This window comes from Kribbella sp. VKM Ac-2566 (assembly GCF_004366005.1).
Taxonomy (GTDB): Bacteria; Actinomycetota; Actinomycetes; order Propionibacteriales; family Kribbellaceae; genus Kribbella; species Kribbella pratensis.
Map to the genome: position 1 here is coordinate 382375 of NZ_SODT01000008.1, position 22978 is coordinate 405352.

Genomic DNA, 22978 nt, shown 5'->3' on the forward strand with positions numbered 1-22978 from the left:
TTCCCAAGTGAGACTGACGACCAAACACTACTGGACACCATTCGCGTCTCCGCGCATAGGTAGGGCTTAGCGTTTCCCGTGTGAGCGAGCGTACGTACTTGGACGCCGCGTCGGCCGAGCCGATGCACCCCGCGGCGCGGGAGATGTTGCTGTCGGCAGTGGATTCCGGATGGGCGGATCCGGTGCGTCTGCACCATGAGGGCCGGACCGCCAGGCTGCTGGTGGACAACGCCCGCGCGGTCCTCGCGGAGGCGGTCGGCGTGCGGCCGGACGAGCTGTACCTGACTACCTCCGGTACGGCGGCGATCCAGAGCGGCCTGACCGCGGTACGGGCCGCGCGCAGCCGGGTCGGGGCAACGATCGTGCACAGTGCGGTCGAGCATTCCGCCGTACTGCACACGGCTGGGGAGGCGGCTGCCGAGGTCGGCGTGGACCGGCTGGGGCGGGTCGAGCTGGATGCCTTCACAGACGCCGTACGGCGACCTGGTGTGGCTGTGGCCGCGCTGCAGTCGGCGAACCATGAGGTGGGGACGCGTCAGCCGATCGAAGCGGCGGCTGCGGCGGCAGGCGACGTACCGCTGTTCGTTGACGCGTCCGCGTCGGTCGGGCACGACGTCGTACCCACGGGCTGGTCGGTGCTCGCGGCAAGCGCGCACAAGTGGGGCGGCCCGGCGGGTATCGGGCTACTGGCTGTGAAGAAGGGCACGCGCATCGCACCGGCGTGGCCGATGGACGAGCGGGAGGACGGCCTCTCCCCCGGATTCCCGAACGTCCCCAACGCGCTGGCCGCGGCCGCTGCGCTGCAGGCGCGACTGGCTGAGGCGGAGGAGCTCGACAAGCGGCACAGGGCCTGGATCGACGAGGTACGGCGCCGTGTGGCCGCGGACATCCCCGATGTCGAGGTAGTAGGTGACCCGGACGACCGTCTGCCGCACATCCTGACGTTCTCCTGTCTCTATGTGGACGGTGAGGCGCTGGTGACCGCACTGGACGCCGAGGGGTTCGCTGTCTCCAGCGGTTCCGCCTGTACGTCGAGCACGCTCCGGCCCTCGCACGTACTCGCAGCGATGGGCGTCCTGACTCACGGCAACGTCCGTGTGTCTCTAGGGCGCGACACAACCCATGACGAGGTGCAGCGGTTCTGTGCGGTGCTTCCAGGACTGGTGCAGCGGATCCGGGCGGAGGTGGGCATGTGAATGTCGACCTGGACTGCCGTGGTCTGCTCTGCCCACTCCCGGTGATCAAACTGGCCAAGACGCTACCGACAGTTGCCGTAGGCGACACGGTGACAGTGCTGGCCGACGACCCGGCCGCGGCGACCGACATCCCGGCGTGGTGCCGGATGCGCTCCCAGGAGCTGGTGTCGGCCGGGGAAGACCAGTACGTCGTACGACGGGTGAGCTGACATACCGTTTGAGGTGTGATCGAGGCCGAACGCATCGCCGTACTGACCGGAGCCGGGATCTCGACGGCGTCGGGCATCCCCGACTTCCGGGGCCCGCAGGGCGTGTGGACGAAGAACCCGGCCGCGGAGGCGATGTTCGACATCGACGAGTACGTCGCCAGTCGCGAGGTGCGAGTGGCGACCTGGAAGCACCGGCTGGCCGTTCCGGCGTGGACAGCCGAGCCGAACCCGGGTCATCTCGCTCTGGTCGAGCTGGAGCGGCAGGGCCGTCTGACCGGTCTGATCACACAGAACGTCGACGGGCTGCACCAGAAGGCCGGCTCGTCACCAGAGCTGGTCCACGAGCTGCACGGCACGGTCCGGTACGTCGACTGCCTCCAGTGCGAGCGCCAGGTCCCCATGACCGACGTACTCCCCCGACTCGAGTCAGGCGACGAGGACCCGGCCTGTGAGGTGTGCGGCGGCATCCTGAAGTCCGCGACCGTCTCGTTCGGCCAGTCCCTCGACCGGGCCGTGCTGGACCGAGCTGTCGCAGCCACCGAGTCAGCCGACCTGTTCCTGGCCATTGGCACGTCGCTGCAGGTCTACCCGGCGGCTGGTCTCTGCGACCTCGCACTGAACGCCGGAAAGCCTCTGATCATCCTGAACGCACAGCCGACGCCGTACGACGAGCAGGCCACGACTGTGCTGCGCACTCCGATCGAGACCACACTGCCGGACCTCGTGACCTTACCGTGACATTTGAGCCCTCCTCACGGTAAAAGGCGGCGGCTACCGTCCCCGGCAGGGTGAGTCGGCGGGGAGGGGCACGTGATGCGCGGGTTCAGGCGTTTGACAGCAGGTTTCACCGCGGCCGCTGTGGTCGTACTGGGGTTGGGTACGGCGGCACCGGCTCCGGCCCAGGTGACGGCGGAGCGGGTGATCACCGTCGCGGGCTCGTTGCAGAACGAGCTCGGGTGCGCGACCGACTGGGATCCGGGCTGCGACGCGTCCAGTCTGGGGGCGAGCGCGCCGTACACGAAGGTGTTCGATGTGCCGGCGGGGTCGTACGAGTTCAAGGTCACGGTCAACAAGAGCTGGGACGAGAACTACGGCGCCGGGGGTGTGCTGAACGGCGCGAACATCCCGCTGCGGATCGAGGGGCCGGCGAAACTGCAGTTCAGTTACAACGACACCAGTCACGTTGTGACGGTGAAGCCGGTGGATCTCGCCGGGTCGACGGTGACGGCCGCGGACAAGGCCCTCGCGACACCGAGCCTGCGTCCGGACCTCACCAAGGAGCGGTTCTACTTCCTGATGGCGGACCGGTTCGCGAACGGCAACAAGGCGAACGACGCCGGCGGACTCACCGGTGACCGCCTGAAGACCGGGCTGGACCCGAAGGACAAGGGCTTCTACCACGGCGGTGACCTGGCCGGAGTGATCCAGAAGCTCGACTACATCAAGTCTCTGGGTACGACGTCGATCTGGCTGACCCCGTCGTTCAAGAACCGGCCGGTGCAGGGCTCCGGCGCGAACGTCAGCGCCGGGTACCACGGGTACTGGATCACCGACTTCACCCAGATCGATCCGCATCTGGGCACGAACGCCGACATGCAGCGGCTGATCGACCTCGCGCACCGCAAGGGCATGAAGGTCTTCTTCGACATCATCACCAACCACACCGCGGACGTGATCGACTACCAGTCCGGCCAGTACGGCTACATCCCGAAGTCCACGTCGCCGTACAAAGATGCCCAGGGCAAGGTGTTCGACGACAAGGACTATGCCGGCACCGACACGTTCCCGGCGCTGGACAAGAACATCTCCTTCCCCAACATCCCGGTCTTCCGGAGCACGGCTGATGAAACCGTCAAGGTGCCGGCCTGGCTGAACGACCCGACGCTGTACCACAACCGCGGCGACTCGACGTTCGCCGGCGAGAGCGCGGAGTACGGCGACTTCGTCGGGCTGGACGACCTGTTCACCGAGCAGCCGAAGGTCCGCGACGGGATGATCGACGTCTACAAGACGTGGGCCGAGCTCGGGATCGACGGGTTCCGGATCGACACCGTGAAGCACGTGAACCTCGAGTTCTGGCAGAAGTTCTCGCCCGCGATCCTGGCGGCTGCTCGCGGGGCTGGGTCGAAGAACTTCTTCATGTTCGGCGAGGTCTTCGACGCGAACCCGCAGTTCATGTCGACGTACACGACCAAGGGCGCCCTGCAGGCGACGCTCGACTTCGGGTTCCAGCAGAGCGCGGTCGCGTACGCGAAGGGCGACCCGAGTACCAAGCTGCAGGACTTCTACGCGGACGACGACTACTACACCGACACGGACTCGAACGCGTACGAGCTGCCGACGTTCCTCGGCAACCACGACATGGGACGCGTCGGTACGTTCCTGAAGCAGAGTGGTGCGGCTGGTCAGGACCTGCTCGCGCGGGACAAGCTGGCGCACTCGCTGATGTACCTGACCCGCGGGCAGCCGGTCATCTACTACGGCGACGAGCAGGGCTTCACAGGTCCCGGTGGTGACAAGGACGCGCGGCAGGACATGTTCGCGACCCAGACCGACGACTATGCGGACGACGAGGTCGTCGACGGCACAGGTACGACGACCATCGGCAAGAGGGACAGGTACGACGTCAGCTCGCCGATGTACAAGCACATCGCGGACCTGGCGAAGCTGCGCGCCACGTACCCGGCCCTGTCCGACGGGCGACAGGTGCACCGGTACTCGTCCAACCTGAACGGTCTGTACGCGTTCAGCCGGCTGGGCAGCGACAACGTCGAGTACCTGGTCGTCGCGAACAACTCGAAGACAGCGGCTGCCGCGACAGTGCCGACGTACGGGCCGAACACCTGGCTCAAGCCGGTCTACGGCGGCTCGAAGTCGGTGAAGACCGACCGTGAGGGCAGGGTGGCAGTCAGCCAGGCTCCTCTGTCGGTGACGGTGTACCAGGCTCAGACCAAGATCCCAGCGGGTGCTCAGGCGCCCAGCGTGTACATGAGCTCGCCAGAAGCCGGTGCCACAGTCGGTGGGCGTGCTGAGATCGCTGCTGCGGTCCCGGCGAACACACCGGTGACAGTGACGTTCGGCTACCGGCCTGTGGGTACGACGGAGTGGAAGCGGCTCGGTGCCGACGACAACGCGCCGTACCGCGTCTTCCACGACGTGTCCGGACTGGCCAAGGGCACGCTCCTCGAGTACCGCGCCGTACTGCGGGATGCCTCGGGCAACTACTCGGTGTCCGGCTCGTACGGCGTGGTTGGTGACGCTGCTGCGCCAGGTGGTGGCGGTGGCGGGACAGGTCCTGTCGTACAGCCGGCCAACGTGTCTGTCCCGGGCGACCACAACAGTGAGATGGGTTGTCCCGCGGACTGGTCTCCGGACTGCGAGCAGGCTCAGCTGAAGCTGGACGCGAAGGACAAGGTCTGGAAGGGCACGTACACGCTCCCGCCCGGTGAGCACGCGTACAAGGCGGCGATCAACAAGACCTGGGACGAGAACTACGGAGCGGGTGGTGTCGCCAACGGCGCCAACATCTCGTATACGGCACCGACCACGCCGGTCACCTTCTACTACGAGCACGGACGGCACTACGCCACGTCCACCGCGCAGGGACCGATCATCACGGTGCCCGGGACATTCCAGACCGAACTGGGCTGTCCGACCGACTGGGATCCCTCCTGCATGCGACCCTGGTTGACCGACGAGGACGGCGACGGGACCTACACCTGGTCCACCAGCGAACTGAAGGCGGGCAACTATGAGGCGAAGGTGGCGCACAACCTGTCCTGGGACGAGAGCTACCCGGCACAGAACGTTCCGGTCGCGGTGCCGTCGGACGGGCTGGTCGTCACGTTCTCGTACGTGCTCGCGACCCACCAGCTCACGGTGACGACGGCCAAGCCCGGTGCACAGCCGGACCTGAGCCAGGCGAAGGCGTACTGGATCAATCGCGACACCCTCGCCGTGCCGGCGGTCGATCACGCGGAGCGGTACCGGTGGCGGCTGCACTGGTCGGACACCGGTTCGCTGAAGATCGACGCGAACGACATCGGCGGATCGTCGGCCGCGCTGCGCTACGACCCCGCTGAGGTGAAACCGGGCTACACGACGCTGCGACTCGGCAGCGCGGACGTTCGCAAGATCCTCACCGGTCAGCTCGGTCTGGCGCAGTACGACGACGCAGGGCGTCTGCTCGACGCGACCGGCGTACAGATCCCGGGCGTGCTCGACGACGTCTACGGGAACGCGACCGGGCGCTCGTACGGCGTGACGTGGCAGGCCGGCAAGCCGACCTTCACCCTCTGGGCGCCGACCGCCCAGGACGTGCGGTTGATGATCGGATCGTCGACAATCCCCATGCGTACAAACGGCGACGGTTCCTGGTCGGTCAGCGGACCACGGTCGTGGAAGAACGCGTCGTACCGCTATCAGGTGAAGGTGTTCGCACCCAGCACCGGCAAGGTCGAGACGAACGTCGTCACGGACCCGTACTCGGTTGCCTTGACCACCAACTCGGCGTACTCCGTGGCCGCCGACCTGAATGACCCGGCGGGTAAACCGGCGCTCTGGTCGACCACTCCCTCGCCGAAGCTGGCGCGGGGCGTCGACTCGACCATCTACGAGCTGCACGTACGGGACTTCTCGATCAACGACAACACGGTGCCGGCCGCGCACCGCGGTACCTACCTGGCCTTTGCCGACGAAGGCAACGGGACCAAGCACCTGCGGTCACTCAAGGCCGCCGGACTCAACACCGTGCACCTATTGCCGACATTCGACATTGCATCAATCCCTGAGACCGGACAGCAGACGCCCGCGTGCGATCTCAAGTCATTGCCGGCCGACTCCGAGCAGCAGCAGGCGTGCGTGACGGCGGTGGCTGCGAAGGACGGGTTCAACTGGGGCTACGACCCGTTCCATTGGCTCGCGCCGGAGGGGTCGTACGCGACCGAACGGGATGGCCTGGCACGCGTCGCGGAGTTCCGCACGATGGTCGGCGGACTGCACAAGTCCGGGCTGCGCGTCGTCCTCGACCAGGTCTTCAACCACACCCCGGCCGCAGGCCAGGCACCGACGTCGGTGCTCGATCAGATCGTGCCCGGGTACTACCAGCGGCTCAACGCGACCGGGAAGGTCGAGATCTCGACCTGCTGCAGCAACATCGCGACCGAGCATGCGATGGCCGAGAAGATCATGGTCGACGGCACGGTGAGCTGGGCGCGCAACTACCACGTGGACGGCTTCAGATACGATCTGATGGGCCATCACACCAAGGCGAACATGCTGAAGGTCCGCGCCGCGCTCGACAAGCTGACGCTCGCCAAGGACGGCGTCGACGGCAAGTCGATCTACCTGTACGGCGAGGGCTGGAACTTCGGCGAGGTCGCGGACGACGCGCTGTTCGTCCAGGCCAGGCAGGGAAATCTCGGCGGGACGGGGATCGGGACGTTCTCCGACCGGCTGCGGGACGGGGTCCGCGGCGGCGGGCCGTTCGACGACAATCCGCGGATCCAGGGCTTCGGCTCCGGCGAGGCGAGCGACCCGAACGGCGACCCCGTGAACGGTACGCCGGACGAGCGCGCCAAGCGGCTCGCCCACGACACCGACCTGGTCCAGCTCGGGCTGGCCGGCAACCTTCGCACGTTCACGTTCAAGTCGGCATCGTCGGGTGCAGACGTCCGTGGTGATCAGGTCGACTACAACGGCTCGCCGGCCGGGTACGCCGACCAGCCGGACGAGGTGATCACGTACGTCGATGCCCATGACAACGAAACGTTGTGGGACACACTGACGTACAAGCTGCCGGCGAACCTGCCGATGCCGGACCGGATCCGGATGAACACGTTGTCGCTGGCAACGACCGCGCTGGCGCAGACGCCGTCGTTCTGGCACGCCGGCGCGGACCTGCTGCGGAGCAAGTCACTGGACCGCAACTCGTACGACTCGGGTGACTGGTTCAACACGCTCGACTGGACCGGTGCCGACAACGGCTTCGGTCACGGCCTGCCGCCGAAGACCGACAACGAGGCCAAGTGGCAGTACATGAAGCCTCTCCTCGCCAACCCGGCCCTGAAGCCCACGGCGACCGATGTGGCGTCGGCGTCCGCAGCGGCCGCCGATCTGCTGAAGCTGCGCTTCTCCACTCCCCTGTTCCGCCTCGGGTCGGCCGCTCTCATCAATCAGAAACTGAGCTTCCCCCTGAGCGGTACGACGCCGGGCGTCATCACGATGCGCGTCGACGACACCGTCGGCCCGGACGTCGACCCGGCGCTGAAGGGCCTCGTGGTCGTCTTCAACTCCACCAACTCCACCGTCACCCAGCAGGTGCCCGGTCTGACCGGCGCCAACCTGAGCTTGTCCCCCGTCCAAGCCAACGGCACCGACGCAGTGGTCAAGCAGACCACGTGGTCCTCGGCCACGGGCACCGCAACAGTCCCGCCGCGAACTGTCGCCGTACTGGTCCAGCACTAGAGACCGGCGAACCGAGCTGCCGCTACGAAAGCCGCCAGCGCCAGAAGGATGGTGTTGGCGGCTGTCGAGCCGGGCTCGCGCAGCGAGGAGTGGGAGGTGGCCGCGCCGATCATGACGACGCACAGGCCCACGGCCGCGAGCGGGGTGAGGATGCGGGCTGTGTCGGTCAGCCACGGCGCGAACAGGCCGGCCACCGCCAGGAGCTCGCAGACAGCCACGAAGCGGACCAGCGGCATCGGGAACGGGGCGATCCCGGTCTGACCGGTGGCGATGAGGCGAGCGCGGGACATGACGGCCTTCAGCACGCCGGAGATCGTGAAGACAACCGCCAGCACGCCGCTGAAGATCCAAGTGATCGTATTCATGTCGATTGCAGACGATCGACAGATCAGTGCTGTGACACTGTCACTGGAAGGCGTCCCCGATCGTCTGTGATGGTGTGATGGAGGAACTCAGGCCGCTGCTGCTGTCGATCGCGTACCGGATGCTGGGCACGTTCGGGGACGCGGAGGACGTCGTACAAGAGGCGTACCTGCGGTTGCACCGGGAGCCGGAGGTCACGTCACCGAAGGCGTTCCTGACCACGGTGACGACCCGCCTGGCGATCGACCAACTGCGCTCGGCGCGGCGGCAGCGGGAAGAGTACTTCGGACCGTGGCTGCCGGAGCCCGCCGTCGACGAGTACGTCGATCTCGCGGACCGCGCCGCACTCTCGGACTCGCTGTCCACCGCGTTCCTCGTCGTCCTCGAACGACTCACCCCCGACCAGCGCGCCGTCTTCCTGCTGGGTGACGTGTTCGGCTACTCGTACGACGACCTCGCCGGCATCCTCGGCAAGACGCCGGCCAACTGTCGCCAGCTCGCCGTCCGCGCCCGCCGTCGGATTGCCGACAATCGACCACGCTTCGACCCGTCCCCCCGGGAACGCGACGAAATGGTACGACGGTTCGTCGCGGCCGCCGAGGACGGTGAGCTGGAGGCGCTCGTCGCCGTACTCACCCCGGACGCGACCTTCACCGGCGACGGTGGCGGCAAGGGCGGCTTCCCCCGCCCGGTGCACGGCGCCGGCAACGTGGCCCGGATGCTCATCGGCGTCTTCGGCAAGTTCCGTCAACTGACCACCGAGGCGGTGCATGTCGGCGGACAGCCCGCGCTGCGGATCCACGACCGGTCGAACCGCACCGTCGCGGTCTGGTCGTTCACCATCGCCGAAGGCCGGATCACCGCGATCCACGGCATCGTGAACCCCGAGAAGCTGACCCACCTCCAGCCGTCAGGGCACCCGGACGACCAGGGCTGACGCGTCGACCTCAGCGGTAAGCGACGTGCCGCCGGAAACGGTGTCGCCATCGAGCTGGCGCCGTACCGTGCGCTCCGTCCGGACCTGGATGCGACGGCCGGTGAAGCGCTGCAGGTGTTCCTCCCGCCAGGACTTGATCACGACGCCGAGCACGAGCCGCGGCCAATGACCGACCCGGCGCGGGGCGAGGAGCACCGCGTCGATCCTCCCGTCGTCGGGGATCGCGTCCGGCAGCAGCGGGATGTTCGCCTGCAGTGTGCCGACGTTGCCGATCACCACGGTGCGCGCGCGGCGGCCTACCGGGGGCTGGTCGTCGACGGTGATCTCGACCTGGACGGACGGATGGTTCAGGTTCTTCAGCATCGACACGACATATGCTGCCCAGCCGGCCCGCTTCTTCAGGTCGTCGGGGGCGTCCGCGATGATCGCGGCATCCAGCCCGAGGCCCGCCATCACCACGAAGCGGTCGGTCGGCAGCTGATCTCCTTCGACCAGCACGCTGTCGATCCGCCGGTCCGAGCCGTCGAGCACCTCGGCCAGCGCGGTCCCGAGCTCGAGCGAGATCCCGAGGTTGCGGGCGAGCAGGTTCCCGGTCCCGGCCGGCAGCACCCCCACCGGGATCCCCGTCCGGGCGAGCTCGGCGCACACCACCCGCACGGTCCCGTCGCCGCCGGCCACCAGCACCAGATCGACCACGTCGTCGATCGCGCGCCGGGCCATCGTCACACCGGCGTCGTCCTCGGTCGTCTCCAGCCAGAGCGGATCCTCGAACCCCCGCTCGGCCAGCGCCTTCTCGACGGTACGCCGGAAGTCGTCGCCGTCGACCTTCACCGGGTTCACGATGACGGCTGCCCGCCTGGCAGAACTCACCTGATCTTTGTCCGTTCAAAGAGATAACGTGCTGAGAATGAGCAGACTTCCACGGAGTACGCCAGAAGCCCAGGGGCTGTCCACCGCCGCACTCGGCAGTTTCGTCGGAGCGCTGGACGCCGGGCAGCCGGAGATCCAGACCGTGATGCTGGTGCGGCACGGACACGTGGTGCTGGAGGAGGCGTGGGCGCCGTACCGGCTGGAGGACCGGCACCTGCTGTTCTCGGTGTCGAAGAGTTTCACGTCGACCGGCATCGGACTGGCGATCGACGCCGGGCTGTTGTCGCTGGACGACCAGGTGATCTCGTTCTTCGACGCGGACGACCTGCCCGAGACGGTCAGCGACAACCTGGCAGCGATGAAGGTCCGGCACCTGCTCACGATGACGACCGGGCACTCGAAGGACACCGTCGAGGCGCTCAGCCGGGATCGCCGGATGGTCAAGATCTTCCTCGGACTCGAGGTGCAGCACGAGCCGGGCACCGTGTTCGTGTACAACAGCGGCGCGACGTACATGCTGTCGGCGATCCTGCAGCGGCTCACCGGTGAGAACCTGCTCGACTACCTGCGACCCCGGCTGTTCGAGCCGCTCGGCGCCACCGAGGCGACCTGGCAGGTGTCGAAGGAAGGCATCGTCGTCGGCGGCTGGGGCCTGAGCGTCAACACCGAGTCCCTGGCGTGCTTCGGGCAGCTCTTGCTCCAGCACGGCGAGTGGAACGGCAAGCCACTCGTCCCGGCCGAGTGGTTCGAGGCGGCCACCTCGAAGCAGGTCCCCAACGACAACGAGGAGAACCCGGACTGGAAACAGGGCTACGGCTTCCAGTTCTGGCGCGGCCGTCACAACACGTACCGCGGCGACGGCGCGTTCGGGCAGTTCATCCTGATCTTCCCGGAGTACGACGCGGTGCTCATCACCACGAGCGCGACCAGCGACATGCAGGCGATCCTCAACACCGCCTGGGACTACCTGCTGCCGGCCCTCGAGGGCAAGGAGGTCGCCGCGACGCAACGCCCGGAGCGGCTCGAGCTTGCGCCGCCGAGCGGTCCCGCACCCGCGCCGGGCAACGGGCAGACGTACCGCTTCGCGGCGGACAACCCGACCGGCCTGACCGCCGTACGGCTCGACCCCGACGGCACCGGCACGTTCAGCTTCCGTGACTTCAGCAACGGGAGTCAGCACGAGGTCGTCTGCGCGCCGGGCGGGTGGCGCGAGCAGACTGCCCACGGCACGGTCGACGACGCGAGCCCCGAGATCGGCGAGCGTCTGGTGACCAGTGCGCACGGTGACGGCAACGCATTCGTCGCGGCCTTCCGGTGGGTCGAGTCCCCGTTCGCCGCAACGATCAGCTGCCAGGTCGACGGCGACACGATGACCGTCGACGGTCAGCTCAACGTCTCCTTCGGACCGACCGAGTTCAGGCTGACTTCGGAGAAGTGATTCACGTCACGTCACAAGCCGGGACCGGCGCGTGTCCTCCGGGTCGTAATCACGGACGACGGAGGACGACATGAAGGTTTTGGTGGCAGGCGCGACCGGCGGACTGGGCCGGTCACTGGTACCGCAGCTGCTCGCGGCCGGACACGAGGTGACCGGGATGACCCGGTCCGAGTCCGGCGCGGCCGAGGTGCGGTCGTTCGGTGCGGACGCCGTACTCGCGGACGGCCTGGATGCCGCCGCGGTACGCGCCGCGGTGGAGTCGGTCCGCCCGGAGGTCGTCGTACACCAGATGACGGCGCTCAAGGGCGGCATCGACTTCAAGCACTTCGACGACAGCTTCGCGATGACGAACCGGCTGCGCATCGAAGGCACCGACAATCTGCTCGCGGCCTCCCAGGCGGCCGGCGTACGACGGTTCGTCGTCCAGTCGTACGCCGGCTGGAACCTCGAGCACGGCGGATCCGCCGCGAAGACCGAGGCAGACCCGCTCGACCCGAACCCGGTGCCCGCCCAGCGGCAGACGATGGCCGGGATCAAGCACCTCGAGTCGGCAGCCCTGAACACCGAAGGGATCGAGGGCGTCGCGTTGCGGTACGCGAACTTCTACGGCCCGACCGGCGACATCGGCAAGGGCGGGTCGATGGTCGAGATGATCCAGAAGCGCCGGCTCCCGCTGATCGGCGACGGCACCGGGGTCTGGTCCTTCATCCACTACGACGACGCGGCCGCGGCGACGGTGAAGGCGATCGAGAGCGACGTCACCGGCGTGTTCCAGGTCGCGGACGACGACCCGGCGCAGGCGGCGGTCTGGCTGCCCGAGTTCGCCAGGATCCTCGGTGCGAAAGCGCCGCGACGCGTCCCGACCTGGCTCGGCCGCCTCGCCGCCGGCGACGTCGGTGTGGCCGCCTTCACCGAGATCCGCGGCGCCGACAACACCCTCGCCAAGAAGACCTTCGACTGGCAGCCCGGCTATGCGTCCTGGCGCGAAGGTTTCCGCCACGGGCTCTGAGGCGGAACTGGTGAGAGGATTCATTTACTTCGCTGTTACACACCAGGACGGCTGCCGAAACCGGCTCGTCCTGAACTGGAACAGACCCGCCGGGACGGCGGGGCGCCCCTAGGGTTCCGCTGCTGGTCGATCTGACGGCAGGACTGGTCCGAGAGGGGAGGCGGTGCAGTCACTGTCGTTGAGGCAATCGTGACCGCACCGCTCCACGGCGGGACAAAAGCCCGGGAGGCCTTGATGGCCCCGGGCTGCCGTGCGCGTTCCTGGGCCCGATGCAGCGGAGGCCCGAATGCCAGGATCCAGCACAGCACCCACGGAAACTCTCAGCAGCGATCAGCTCGGCGCACGCGATCTCGGCCACTTCGGCTACGCGCAGCAGCTCTCGCGCCGCGTCGGCAGCTACGCGTCGTTCGCGGCCGGTTTCTCGTTCGTCTCCATCCTCACCACTGTGTTCCAGCTGTTCGGTCTGGGCTTCGGCTTCGGCGGTACGGCGTTCTTCTGGACCTGGCCGGTGGTTCTCACCGGTCAGCTGATGGTGGCGTTGTGCTTCGCCGAGCTCGCCGCCCGGTACCCCTTGTCCGGAGCGATCTACCAGTGGGCCCGTCGTCTCGGCGGTGCTGTCGTCGGGTGGTTCGCGGGCTGGACCATGGTGATCGCGCAGATCATCACGCTGGCCACGGCGGCGATCGCGCTGCAGGTCGTGCTGCCCGCGGTCTGGCCCGGTTTCCAGCTGGTCGGCAGCGATCCCGCTCTCGCGTCGAAGGACGGCGCCGCGAACGCCGTACTTCTCGGCTGCCTGCTGCTCGTTGCCACCACTGCGCTCAACGCCACCAGCGTCCGCATCACCGCGGTGGTGAACTCGGTCGGCGTGACCTGCGAACTGGTCGGCGTCGTGTTGATCGTTGTTTTGTTGACAACCAGAGCCGAGCGCGGTCCGTCGGTCGTACTGCACACGACGAATCTCGACAGCAGCACCGGGTACGTCGTACCGCTGCTGATCTCGGCGTTGATGGCGGCGTACGTGCTGGTCGGTTTCGACAGCGCGGGCGAGTTGTCGGAGGAGACGCACAAGCCGCGCGCGACGACGCCACGGACGATCATCCGGGCGGTCACCGCCTCGGGAATCGGCGGCGCCTTCCTGATCGTCGCGGCACTGATGGCCGCGCCGTCACTGACCGACGGAGATCTCGCCACCCAGGGCCTCCCCTACGTGCTGACGAGCCGGCTCGGTACGACGGCCGGCAAGCTGCTGCTCCTCGACGTCGCGCTCGCGGTCTGCGTGTGCACGCTGGCGATTCAGACCGCGGCGGCCCGGATGATCTTCTCGATGGCACGCGACAACGTGCTGCCGGGATCGCGGCAGCTGCGCATGGTGTCCACGCGGACCGGCACGCCGGTCGCTGCGACGGTGGTGCCTGGTGTTCTTGCCGGTGTCTGCCTCGTCGTGAACGTGGGAAACGCGGGCCTGTTCCTCGGTCTCGCAAGCGTCTGCATCATGCTGCTGTACGTCGCCTACCTGATGGTCACGACGCCTCTGCTGGTACGCCGTTTCACCGGCGGCGGACTGCCCGGCGGAGTGGACGAGAACGGACGGCCGCTGTTCTCGCTCGGACGGTTTGGTCTGATTGTCAACATTGTTGCGGTCGCCTACGGCCTCGCGATGGCGATCAACCTCGGCTGGCCACGCGCCGAGGTGTACGACCCGGCCGGTGACGGCTGGTATCTGCAGTACCTCCCGCTGATCACCCTCGGGGTGGTCGCCGTCGGCGGTCTCCTCGCCTACCGGACCCAGCGCAGCGCCTACTACGCCTCGATCGGCGTACCCGTGCCCACCACCGCACCGGCCGTCGAAGCAGAAGGGGCCAGCGCATGACTCTCGATCATGAGCACGAGCTTCCGGGCGCCGCCGCGTGGTCGGCGCCGGTGCGGGCGGGGCGCACCGTAACGCTGACCGCTCTGGCCGACGGTGCGAACGCGACGATGCTGATCATCGGCGCCGACCGTCTCGATCGGCTCAACATCCCGGACACGTTGAAATCGCAGATGTCGGCCCGCATCAAGCCAGGCATGGTCCTGATGTCGGATCGCGGCCTGGCGCTGGCAACCGTCACCGCCTCCAGCCTTGACTGGCACGACTGCCTGACCGGAGCTCTCCCCGACCAACTCCTCCTCCTCGAACTCACCAAACACGGATTCGGCGAGGCGGACCTGCACGCCTGCATCAACTTCTTCAGCAAGGTCTCCGTCGCAGACGACCCACGCGCCTCCCTGACCTACGTACCCGACCACGGCCACGCAGGTGACACAGTCACGCTCCGGGCCGACCAGGACCTCCTCATCTTCGTCTCGACCGCCCCCCATGCGCTGTCCGACGGCCGCGCCGCGAGCGTCGCCGTACGGCTCGAAACACCTGATCACTCCGAAGATCACACAGGAGGTCACACCGGAGATCCCGCACCGGATCCCGAACTCCGGAAGGAAGCGATCCGCGCGCTGCGCCTGACCCGGGAGCTGATCGCATGACCATCACCAAAACGACCGCTGCCACCTCAACGGCCGTCGCGCTGGACACCGTGGTCGACGCCGGCGACGGCGCCCTCGTGACTGTGCCATCAGGCGGTCGATTGCAGATTGTCGACCTTCACGGCAACCAGGCCGTGGACACGTTGTTCTACGACGCCCATGACATCGACAACCGGTACTCCGCGTTCGACACGATCCGCGAGCAGCGGGCCGTGTTCCTGACCACCGGATCACGCCTGATGTCGACCAGGCTCGACGAACTCGCGGTGATCACCGACGACACCTGCGGCCGGCACGACACCGTCGGCGGCGCCTGTTCGCAGGAGAGCAACGTCATCCGGTACGGCGAGTCCACGCGGCATCAGCATGCCTGCCGCCAGACGTTCCTGCGCTACGGAGCGCGGGCGGGCATCGGCCAGCGGCAGCTCACCCACAACGTCAACTTCTTCATGAACGTGCCGGTGACGTCGAGCGGCGGCCTCACGTTCGAGGACGGCCTGTCCGCCCCGGGCAAGTACGTCGAGATCACCGCGAGCCGCGACCTGTTCGTGCTGATCAGCAATTGTCCGCAGGTCAACAATCCTTGTAACGGTTGGGACCCGACGCCGATCCAGCTGCTGGGCCGGTGGTGACGGTGGCCGTCGTCACATTTGTTGCCCCAGGCATCCAAACGACGGTGCAGGACCTGGCCGGGCGGCCGGGCCTGTGGGACGTCGGCGTACCGCCGTCCGGGGCTGCCGACGAACTCACGTTCGCCCTGGTCAACGCCGCGGTCGGCAACCCGGACAGTGCTGCCGGGCTGGAATGCGTACTCACCGGACCGGCGCTCACCTGCGACGAGGATCGGCTGATCTGCGTCGGAGGCGCAGTCCGCAATCCGACTGTCGACAATCTGCCGTTCCGACCGGGGATGGTCGTCCGCTGGCCGGCCGGATCGGTGCTGGACGTCGGGCCGCTCGACGGTCCCGGAATGCGCGGATATGTGGCGATCCAGGGCGGTCTGGATGTGCCGCGAGTGCTGGGCAGCCGATCCACGTTCGTTCTCGGCGGCTTCGGTGGTCACGACGGCGGGCCGCTCAAGGCCGGCGATCAGCTTCCGCTGGGTCGGCAGGAGAACCTGCTCACTCCGTTGTCGGTGGAGCTGCCAACGATCTCCGACTCCTGGCAGGTGCGCGTGATCCCCGGCCCTCACGGGGCACCGGAGCATCTCACCGCCGAAGGTGTCGACATGTTCTTTGCCAACGAGTGGATTGTCGACCATCGGTCCGACCGCACCGGCGTCCGGCTGATCGGCCCGACCCCCGGCTGGGCCCGGACCGACGGCGGCGAGGCCGGGCTGCATCCCTCGAACGTGCACGACTCCGCGTACCCGGTCGGCGGCATCATGCTGTCCGGCGACACCCCCGTCATCGTCGGCAAGGACGGACCGTCGCTCGGCGGTTTCGTCGTACCCGCCGTGGTGATCGAGGCCGACCGATGGACGCTCGGCCAGCTACGCGCGGGCGACTCCGTTCGCCTGGTCCCCGTGACCCCCGACGCGGCGGCTGAAGCGATCCAGGCTCGGAGGCGCTGGCTGACCGATCTCCGGCAGGAGCCCACCCCCGTCCCCGTCGCGACCGGTACGCCGGATCGCCCGAAGCTCCTGCACCACGGCGAGCAGGCCGGCACGGCGCCGTCGTACACGATCAGGTGCGCAGGCGAGCGGCACGTGCTGGTCGAGGCAGGGCCGGCCGAGCTCGACCTCACGGTCCGGGTCTGGATCCACCTGCTGGCCCAGGCCCTGCGGGACGATCGACCGGCCGGGATCACGGAGATCGTCGAGGGCGTGCGATCGCTGCTCGTCGCGGTCGACTCGGCCCGGCTTGCGCTCACCGAACTCGCGGAGCGGCTCGCGTTCCTGGCCGCCGGCCTGGGCGATCCCGAGACCGTGGTGCTGCCGGCCCGGGAGGTGGTGCTGCCGATCGCGTTCGATCATCCGGCGGCGCACGAGGCGATGCGCCGCTACGCCACATCGGTCCGCCCAGACGCGCCGTGGTGCCCGGACAACGTCGAGTTCATCCGGCGGGTCAACGATCTGGACACCCGGGACGAGGTCTTCGAGATCGTCCAGGCCGCGACGTACCTGGTGGTCGGTCTCGGCGACGTGTACCTCGGCGCACCGGTCGCCGTACCGGTCGATCCGCGGCATCGGCTCGTCACCACGAAGTACAACCCGGCGCGGACCTGGACGCCGCAGAACGCGGTCGGGATCGGCGGGATCTATCTGTGTGTCTACGGGATGGAGGGTCCCGGCGGGTACCAGCTCGTCGGACGCACCGTCCCGGTCTGGCGGCTCTCCCCCGATGACGCGCAACCTTGGTTGCTGAGGCAGTTCGACCTGATCAGATTCGCGCCGGTGAGCGCGGAGCAACTCGCGCACGAGCGGGCCGAGATCGCGGCCGGGCGGGCGGATCTGAAGACCGCACCGGCGACGTTCTCGATCTCCGACGTACGCCGGATCGAGCAGGAGGCACCTGTGGACATCGCGACCTTGCGCGCCAGACGCCGCGCCGCGTTCGAGGCCGAGCGGGCACGGTGGGGAGCATGAACAACGAGTGGATCACCCGGGTCGACCCGATCGAGCCGGCGCCCGGACCGTTGCACGGGCTGACGATGGCGCTCAAGGACAACATCGACCTGGCCGGTGTGCCGACGACCGCAGGCGACCCACGTACGACGGAGCCCGCGAAGGACAACGCGTTCGTGGTCGAGCAGCTGATTGCCGCCGGCGCCGTACCGCTGGGGAAGACGAACCTGGATCAGTACGCGACCGGTCTGGTCGGCACGCGATCGCCGTACGGCGCGTGTCACTCGGTCTTCTCGCCTGAGCATGTGTCGGGCGGCTCGAGCTCGGGCAGCGCGGTCGCGGTCGCCACCGGGCAGGTCGACTTCGCGCTCGGCACCGACACCGCGGGCAGCGGCCGCGTTCCGGCCGCCTTCAACCGGCTCGTCGGTATCAAGCCGAGTCGTGGCCTGGTCTCCGCGAGCGGCGTCGTACCGGCGTGCCGGTCGCTCGACTGCGTCACGGTGATGGCGCGATCGGTCGCCACCGCGCGGCGCGTCTTCGACGTGATGGTTGCCTTCGACCCCGATGACGCCTGGTCGCGGCGAGCGTCGTCACTCCCCCAGCGCCGGCCGGGCCGGGTTGCCGGGTCGGCGGCGGTGATCGGCGTACCGGATGTCGGGCTGGGTCTGGATCCGGAGTACGAGCAGACGTGGCAGGCGACGCTCGACGAGGCGCATCGCTTGGGCGAGGTGGTCAAGGTCGACGTACAGCCGTTGCTCGAAGCTGCCGAGCTGCTGTACTCCGGACCGTGGCTGGCCGAGCGTTGGCTGGCGTTCGGGGACAAGCTGGACGACTCTGAGGCCGTCGATCCGACCGTACGGACGATCGTGCAGGGCGGAGCGACTCTGACTGCGGCCGCCGCATTCGCGGGGTTCGACCGGTTGGCGACGCTGAAGCGTGCGAGTGAGCATCTGTGGACGCAGCTCGACGCGCTCCTGCTGCCGGTAACACCCGGGCATCCGACGCTGGCAGAGGTCGCGGCCGATCCGATCGGCGTGAACAGTCGCCTCGGTCGCTTCACGAACATGGTCAACCTGCTCGACCTGTGCGCGGTCGCCTTCCCGGGGCCGGATCGGGCCGATGGTCTGCCGTTCGGGATCCAGCTCCTGGCACCGGCTGGTCACGACCGCTCGCTGATCGACTTGGCGGGTCTCTGGTGTGGTGAGGACGTGCCGGACACCGACATCCTGCTCGCGGTGGCGGGTGCCCATCTGTCCGGCCAGCCACTCAACGATCAGCTGGTACGGCGTGGTGCCCGGCTCGCCTTCACTGCACGGACTGCTGCGTCGTACCGGATGTATCTGGTCGACGGACCGCGTCCCGGGCTGACCCGGACCCTGTCGGGTGTGGAAGGCCGGGGGATCGAGGTCGAGGTGTGGAGCGTGCCCGCCGCCGAGCTCGGTGGATTCGCGGCAACCATCGATCCGCCGTTGGCGATCGGCCCACTCGAACTCTCGGACGGCCAACAGGTCCTCGGCTTCCTGTGTACGGCGGACGCCGCGGACCCCGAGCGTGACATCACGGCATCCGGCGGCTGGCGAGCGTACCTGGCCGGCGACTGAGCCTAAGGTGGGTGGGTATGAGCCTGACGCCCGCCGAACAGAAGGTGCTGGATCGCATCGACGAGGATCTGCTGGTGCAGATCACGCAGGATCTCGTCCGGGCCCCTGGACAGAACCCGCCCGGTGAGGAGGCCGCCACGGTGGCCGCCCTCACCGCGGCGGGTCGACAGCTCGGGCTCGACGTCGGCACTTCTGCTGTCGAGCCCGGCCGGGACAACGTCTCGATCACGCTTGCCGGTGGCAACGATCCCGGTCTGCTGCTGCTCGGCCACACCGATGTCGTCCCGGTCGGCGACGGCTGGACGGTCGACCCGTACGGCGGGCTCCTGCGCGACGGCCGGATCTACGGCCGCGGCGCATCCGACATGAAGGGCGGACTCGCCGCGGCTCTGGTCGCACTCGCCGCACTCCGCGACACCACGCTGAGCGGTCCGGTCGAACTGGCCGCGGTCGTCGACGAGGAAGAGACCGGCAAGGGCATCCGCGCCTACATCGCAGCCGACCAGCACGAGTTCCGGCGGTACGCCGGATGCATCACGGCCGAGCCGACCGACCTGCAGACGATCGTCGCGGCGCGCGGTGACTCGTACCTCCAGGTCGCGGTCCACGGCCGCGCCTCGCACGCCGGCAACCCGGACGGCGGCGCCAACGCGATCTACGGCGCCGCAGCCGTCGTCGCCGAGATCGAACGCCTGCACAAAGAACTCGCCGCCGCGCCCCACCCCCTGCTCGGCCCCGCCACCTGGAGCGTCGGCCAGATCAACGGCGGCACCGGAGGCTCGATCGTTCCCGCCGACTGCGTGATCGTCGCCGACCGTCGGCTGCTTCCCGGTGAGTCCCCCGTCGAGGTACTCGCCGACCTCGACCGCCGGATCGCAGCGCTGCACCTGGAAGATCGCGGCCTGAGCGTCGAGCTCGCGATGCCGATGGAGATGCCCGCCTTCGAAACCCCCGAGGACGCCGACCTGGTCCGCATCACCGAGGCCGCGCGCTTCGACGCCGGCGGACCACCGCTGCCGCTCGCGGGGTGGACCGCAGCCTGCGACGGCGGGTACATCGCCCGAGATCTCGGCGTACCGGTCGTTGTCCTGGGTCCCGGTTCGGTCACCACCCAAGCACATCGCGCGGACGAATCCGTCGCCGTCGCCGAGCTGGTCACGGCAGCACGCGCGTACGCCCTCATCGCACTCCGACTCCTATGAGTGGACGGTTGGTTCTTCGCCACGGGTCGGTGCTCGACGTCAGCTCCGGCGACGTTCATCGAGCCGACGTTGTGCTCGAAGGCGATCGGATCGTCGGGGTCGGGACAGGGCTGGACGGCGACGCCGCGATCGACTGCGAGGGCGGGTTGCTGGTTCCGGGGTTCATCGACTGCCACACGCATCTGTGCATCGCGCAGACGCGGATCGACCCGTTCGGACTGCCGCGCTCGGTCCGCCCGCTGTCCGCCGTACCCGTGCTGCGAACCCTCCTGAGCCTCGGCGTCACGACGGTGCGCGACGCGTGGGGCGCGGACGCCGGGGTGCGGATGGCGGTCGAGAAGGGCTGGATCGACGGGCCGCAGGTGCTGCTGAGCCTGCGGCAGGTGGGTACGACGGGTGGCATCGGCGACCTGTGGGCGCCGCGGACCGGGCCGGTCGACTTCTTCGAGGATCCTTCGCTGCCCGATCCGATCTTCAACGGCGCCGACGAGGCTCGGGCCGTCGTACGGCGGATGGTCCGGGCCGGTGCGGATTGGATCAAGGTGACCGTCACCGGTTCGCTGGCGATCGGGAAGGGCCTCACGGACCTCGAGCTGACCGAGGACGAGATGACTGCGCTGGTCGACGAGGCGCGGCGGCGCGGGGGCCGGCGGGTCATGGTGCACGCGCACGGAGCCCGGGCCGCGGAACTCGCCGCCCGCGCCGGTGCGGGGAGCATCGAGCACGGGACGTACCTCGACGAGGCCGCGGTGGAGGCGATGGCCGAGCACGGGACCTGGTACGTGCCCACCCTCTCCGTCACCCAGTCGGAGCCGACCGCTACACCGGAGGGCGCCGCCGAGGCCCATCTGGAATCCATGCGACTCGCCATCGCCGCGGGCGTGCGTATCGCGATGGGTACCGACAACCCGGTCCGGCCGCACACCGAGGTCCTGTGGGAACTGCGGCATCTCGCTGCCGCCGGACTGGGTGACGCCGGGGCGCTGCGAGCCGCGACGATCGACGCGGCGACGCTGCTGGGGCTCGCGGACGACCGCGGTGAGATTGCGGTGGGCAAGCGGGCAGACCTGGTTCTGCTGCAGGGCGTCGACCTGGACTGCAGCTCACTCTCGACGCGGATCCAACGGGTGTTCCACAACGGAGTCGAAGTCGGGCGTTGACTCTGACACGGTGTCAGACCGTAGACCGGGCGCATGTACACAGCAGGAGAGATCGCGGAGCGGATCCGCACGGGTCAGGTCACGTCGCGTGAGGTGACGGAGGAGCTCCTCGCGCGGATCGCAGCTGACACGAAGGTCAACGCAGTGGTCGAGGTCCGGCGCGAGCACGCGCTGGCAGAAGCGGACCGAGCCGACGCTCTACTGGCCGAGCACGGAGGGCTGGTCGGGCGGGCCGGCGTGGGCGGGCAGGATGGTGTGGTCGGGCCGGACGACGTGGTCGGACCGGACGACGTCGTCGGACCGGACGACGTGGTCGGGCCGGGCGGTTTGGGCCGGCCGTTGCTTGGGGTGCCGGTGACGGTCAAGGACTGTTTCAATGTCGCCGGGATGCGCACCACCTGGGGCAATCCTGCGTTCGCGGAGTACATCGCGGACCACGACGCGCTTGTCGTCGAGCGACTGCAGCGCGCCGGCGCGATCGTCGTCGGGAAGACCAACGTGCATGCGATGCTCGCGGACTTCGGGCAGACCGCCAACGAGATCTACGGACGAACCAACAACCCCGCCGACCTCGACCGCACCCCTGGCGGATCAAGCGGCGGCGCAGCGGCAGCACTGGCGGCCGACCTCACCTACCTGGAGTACGGCTCCGACCTCGTCGGCTCCATCCGACTCCCAGCGGCATACTGCGGCGTCTACGGACTCAAGCCCACCAACGGCCTGGTCCCGCTGCGCGGTTTCGAGATCCCCGGTACGCCGTACCTCCCGACCGAACTGCCCGTATTGTCAACAATCGGACCACTAGCCCGCTCCGCCGCCGACCTCCGGACCGCACTGCGCGCAACCGCCGGCCCCGAAGCCCCGTACTCGTACAAGCTCCGCCCGCCCCGACACGACCGTCTCCAGGACTACCGCGTCGGCATCGTCACCGACCACCCGTCGGCGCCTGTCTCGAGCGAGGTCGGCGATGCGCTGTCCGACACGATCGACCGCCTGGCCCGCAGCGGCGCGAAGATTGTCAACAATTGGCCGGACGGAGTGGACGCGAACGAACAGGCGGAGGAGTTCGGCCGCCAGGTCGAACTGTTCTTCGCGCTGCACGGCGACTCGGACAGCGACCTGACCACCGCAGACGTACGCGACCTCGACCGGCGCCGGATGCAGGCGCGTGCCGGCTGGCAGCAGTACTTCGAGGACGTCGACGTCTTCCTGTGCCCGACGAGCTTCACCGTCGCGTTCCCGCACGGCTCAACCACGATCGACGGGCAACCCTATGAAACACAGGTGTTCTGGATCGCGCACGCATCGCTGACCGGTCATCCCGCGCTCAGCATGCCGATCGGACACACACCAGCGGGGCTGCCGGTCGGCGCCCAGGTGATCGGTCCGTGGCACGAGGACGACACCGCGATCACGTTCGCAGAGCTCCTGGCTGGTTGACT

At 68.3% G+C, this 22978-nt stretch carries 17 protein-coding genes and 1 riboswitch; of the genes, 15 read left to right on the forward strand and 2 right to left on the reverse strand.

The window, feature by feature from the left end:
- Positions 1 to 80: 80 nt before the first annotated feature.
- From EV647_RS04855 to pulA, 4 genes are all read left to right on the forward strand, one after another.
- Entirely contained in the window at positions 81 to 1196 is a 1116-nt protein-coding gene (locus EV647_RS04855; protein ID WP_202876040.1) for a cysteine desulfurase family protein, read from the forward strand.
- Positions 1193 to 1405: a sulfurtransferase TusA family protein gene (locus tag EV647_RS04860; RefSeq protein ID WP_133998995.1), complete on the forward strand. Its 213-nt coding sequence runs from the start codon at positions 1193 to 1195 to the stop codon at positions 1403 to 1405. The genes EV647_RS04855 and EV647_RS04860 overlap by 4 nt, the downstream gene beginning before the upstream one ends.
- A gap of 15 nt (positions 1406 to 1420) precedes the next feature.
- Complete coding sequence (locus EV647_RS04865) at positions 1421 to 2143, forward strand: Sir2 family NAD-dependent protein deacetylase (RefSeq protein WP_133998998.1); 723 nt, start codon at positions 1421 to 1423, stop codon at positions 2141 to 2143.
- A 75-nt stretch (positions 2144 to 2218) separates the two neighbouring features.
- Complete coding sequence (gene pulA / locus EV647_RS04870; RefSeq protein ID WP_133999001.1) at positions 2219 to 7870, forward strand: pullulanase-type alpha-1,6-glucosidase; 5652 nt, start codon at positions 2219 to 2221, stop codon at positions 7868 to 7870.
- Here the strand turns inward: pulA and EV647_RS04875 are convergent.
- Positions 7867 to 8235, reverse strand: a complete 369-nt coding sequence (locus EV647_RS04875; RefSeq protein ID WP_133999004.1) for a DoxX family protein — start codon at positions 8233 to 8235, stop codon at positions 7867 to 7869. The two genes, pulA and EV647_RS04875, sit on opposite strands and share 4 nt — an antisense overlap.
- Before the next feature lie 77 nt (positions 8236 to 8312).
- On the opposite strand from EV647_RS04875, the gene sigJ reads away from it, so the two are divergent.
- Complete coding sequence (gene sigJ / locus EV647_RS04880) at positions 8313 to 9170, forward strand: RNA polymerase sigma factor SigJ (protein ID WP_133999008.1); 858 nt, start codon at positions 8313 to 8315, stop codon at positions 9168 to 9170.
- Here the strand turns inward: sigJ and EV647_RS04885 are convergent.
- A complete protein-coding gene (locus EV647_RS04885) occupies positions 9144 to 10040 on the reverse strand; it encodes a diacylglycerol kinase family protein (protein ID WP_133999011.1) in 897 nt (298 codons plus the stop codon). The two genes, sigJ and EV647_RS04885, sit on opposite strands and share 27 nt — an antisense overlap.
- Positions 10041 to 10077: 37 nt before the next feature.
- On the opposite strand from EV647_RS04885, the gene EV647_RS04890 reads away from it, so the two are divergent.
- The 10 genes from EV647_RS04890 to EV647_RS04935 all read left to right on the forward strand — a co-directional run bounded on the left by EV647_RS04890 (position 10078) and on the right by EV647_RS04935 (position 22976).
- Positions 10078 to 11478, forward strand: coding sequence for a serine hydrolase (locus tag EV647_RS04890; protein WP_238177034.1), 1401 nt, complete (start codon positions 10078 to 10080; stop codon positions 11476 to 11478).
- 70 nt (positions 11479 to 11548) lie between these two features.
- The gene (locus tag EV647_RS04895; protein WP_133999017.1) at positions 11549 to 12487 is read left to right on the forward strand and encodes an NAD(P)-dependent oxidoreductase; all 939 of its coding nucleotides are present in this window, start codon (positions 11549 to 11551) and stop codon (positions 12485 to 12487) included.
- A 97-nt stretch (positions 12488 to 12584) separates the two neighbouring features.
- Positions 12585 to 12717: riboswitch (guanidine-I (ykkC/yxkD leader) on the forward strand.
- A 56-nt stretch (positions 12718 to 12773) separates the two neighbouring features.
- A complete protein-coding gene (locus EV647_RS04900; protein ID WP_133999020.1) occupies positions 12774 to 14357 on the forward strand; it encodes an amino acid permease in 1584 nt (527 codons plus the stop codon).
- Positions 14354 to 15007: a DUF1989 domain-containing protein gene (locus EV647_RS04905; protein WP_133999023.1), complete on the forward strand. Its 654-nt coding sequence runs from the start codon at positions 14354 to 14356 to the stop codon at positions 15005 to 15007. Before EV647_RS04900 ends, EV647_RS04905 begins: the two co-directional genes overlap by 4 nt.
- The gene (locus tag EV647_RS04910; RefSeq protein ID WP_133999026.1) at positions 15004 to 15639 is read left to right on the forward strand and encodes an urea amidolyase associated protein UAAP2; all 636 of its coding nucleotides are present in this window, start codon (positions 15004 to 15006) and stop codon (positions 15637 to 15639) included. The genes EV647_RS04905 and EV647_RS04910 overlap by 4 nt, the downstream gene beginning before the upstream one ends.
- Before the next feature lie 2 nt (positions 15640 to 15641).
- The gene (locus EV647_RS42475) at positions 15642 to 17594 is read left to right on the forward strand and encodes a 5-oxoprolinase/urea amidolyase family protein (RefSeq protein ID WP_202876041.1); all 1953 of its coding nucleotides are present in this window, start codon (positions 15642 to 15644) and stop codon (positions 17592 to 17594) included.
- Entirely contained in the window at positions 17591 to 19174 is a 1584-nt protein-coding gene (gene atzF / locus EV647_RS04920) for an allophanate hydrolase (RefSeq protein WP_133999032.1), read from the forward strand. The genes EV647_RS42475 and atzF overlap by 4 nt, the downstream gene beginning before the upstream one ends.
- A gap of 17 nt (positions 19175 to 19191) precedes the next feature.
- Entirely contained in the window at positions 19192 to 20376 is a 1185-nt protein-coding gene (locus EV647_RS04925; RefSeq protein WP_133999035.1) for a M20 family metallopeptidase, read from the forward strand.
- A complete protein-coding gene (locus tag EV647_RS04930; RefSeq protein ID WP_133999038.1) occupies positions 20373 to 21536 on the forward strand; it encodes an amidohydrolase family protein in 1164 nt (387 codons plus the stop codon). The genes EV647_RS04925 and EV647_RS04930 overlap by 4 nt, the downstream gene beginning before the upstream one ends.
- 33 nt (positions 21537 to 21569) lie before the next feature.
- Positions 21570 to 22976, forward strand: coding sequence for an amidase family protein (locus tag EV647_RS04935; RefSeq protein ID WP_133999041.1), 1407 nt, complete (start codon positions 21570 to 21572; stop codon positions 22974 to 22976).
- Positions 22977 to 22978 lie beyond the last annotated feature (2 nt).